We start from the raw sequence: 1992 nt of genomic DNA on the forward strand, positions 1-1992 counted from the left end.
CATAACAGTTACTACGCTGTTCAAAACGTTCGTCTGCCGCCCAAAGGTCGGCGGAAGCACCTAAGGCAGGTGCAAATACTGCCAAACGGAGGGCGAACATGATTGAGCCTGCCAAGGCAGCAGAGGCAAAATACGCCAATGCGATTGTTGCTACCGATAAAACAATGAATGTAACAATTTCTTCCTTATTTTCTTTAACGAAATTCACTGCAACCATTAAGGCATTATCTGTCGACATAACCACGTCTGCTTCTTGAATATAAGGCAAGTAATCACGTGGAATATCCTCATACTCTTCTAAATAATCTACTGCTTGTTGTAGTTCTTGATTACTATATTCTACGATCTTCCCGTCATCACCTACCCAGCGTATACCATTTTCTGTACTCTCAAATTTTCCGAATCCTTCAAGCCAAGGAGAGTTTTGGAGAATTTGCGCGGCAGTTTCGGGATGATATACCGTTTCCATACTTTTCCTATCAATGAGTTTTTCCGATAGGATATTGATGGGGCGACCTTCAGGAGCAACCACCCATGGCTCGAGCCGGATTTTAGGCAACAGGTCTTCTTTCTTGAAACCGAAGGCTGGGACGAATTCCGGTGAAAATTCGTACACCCCTTCGGTATTGCCCTCATCGTTGTCCTGATAGATCTCCAGTAAGGCAAACCGCTCCTTTGTGGCAATTTTTTTATAGGCTTGGTCCTGCTTGTTGTCAAGATCATCATCGCCATACTTCATCTCTACCAGCCGTTTTAGGTTATCGTCATACTTCTCTCCGTAAGCTAAGGCCTCCCGACCTGGCCAGCGGATATGGTAGTCTTCGACGATAATCAGATCTGGACGTTTGCGTTCCGCACCTGGTAACACAGGTTCGGAGCATTTCCAGCGGGTATGACGTCGGTTTTTTCCTTGAGTTGTCTTGTCTAGCAAGCCAATTTTTCTACCTATTTTATCTATGAAACTTTGTGTCTCTTTTTCTTCTCTTTTTTTTGCTTTCCGATCATCAATTAAATGCGGGACAGGAACAACATCACTTCTCCCCACAGGTACACTGAAAGTTACTTCGGGCTTATACGGCCAATAATATCCGGTCATTCGCTCGGTAAGGTTTACCACACGGTCGAATCCGTTCTGTTTTCTACCTTTTACGCTGCAAGATCCACTGAAAGCATCTAATTTTTTTGTCGATCCGCCATTGTAATACTTTAAAACAAAGTCCCATACTATATACAAATATCCCAAGTCTCCAAGTTCTATGTCGGCGTATTCTTTATGCACTTTCAGCCGGGTAATCATTGCCATAAATTATTCCTCATCAAAAATTTCAAAATGTAATTTAATCGTTCCCCCTCCGGCAATATGCAACAGATGCGGTTCTTTTTTCGTTTTTTTCTCCTGCTCGAATACAACTTTCTGCGGTGATGACGTATTAACAATGATCGTTTCACCTTTACTGTTTGTTATTCCTTCAATCTGGCTACCATCTTCCAGTGTCAAAGTATATGGACGGTTTCTTACGACTTTCTGAGTTTTTCTGTCTCTCAAAATATAACGACCCGAATAGATTTGTTTGAAATCGGGTAATTTCACAGGTACATTCGATGGAATGGTTACCACCAACGGCGCCCTCACCCTCACCACCTTCGGACTCCCGATCTCAACCTCCCCGTTACTCAACTTGATATACGCCCCTTTGCAGGTGATCAGAATCTCCTCCTTCGCCGCAATGGTAATCTTCCCTGCGCTGCTGGTTAACGTTGCATCCTTCAAAGCATTCAGCTGCAATTCGTCATTCTGTGCCTGTACTTCCACTTTACCCTGATTGGCCTGCATCTTGATGCCGCTGCTTTGGGCAAACAGATTGAGGCTCTCTGCCGCATGGGCGGTCAGGCTTTGGCCGGCGGTAATGTCGGTATGGTTGCCGCTGATAAGGTGGATGTTTTCATTGGCGGTATGCAGTTGGCTTTGCTCTGTTGTGGTGGCGATGCCGG

At 44.7% G+C, this 1992-nt stretch carries 2 protein-coding genes; both read right to left on the minus strand.

The window, feature by feature from the left end; all coding sequences use genetic code 11:
- On the minus strand, nt 1-1303 hold a 1303-nt coding region (locus tag ACTHUG_RS11205), incomplete at its 3' end, for a hypothetical protein (RefSeq protein ID WP_440386809.1).
- 3 nt (nt 1304-1306) lie between these two features.
- On the minus strand, nt 1307-1992 hold a 686-nt coding region (locus tag ACTHUG_RS11210), incomplete at its 5' end, for a DUF2345 domain-containing protein (protein ID WP_440386810.1).

Origin of the sequence: Neisseria sp. P0022.S009 (assembly GCF_051956675.1) — a bacterium.
Classification (GTDB): domain Bacteria; phylum Pseudomonadota; class Gammaproteobacteria; order Burkholderiales; family Neisseriaceae; genus Neisseria.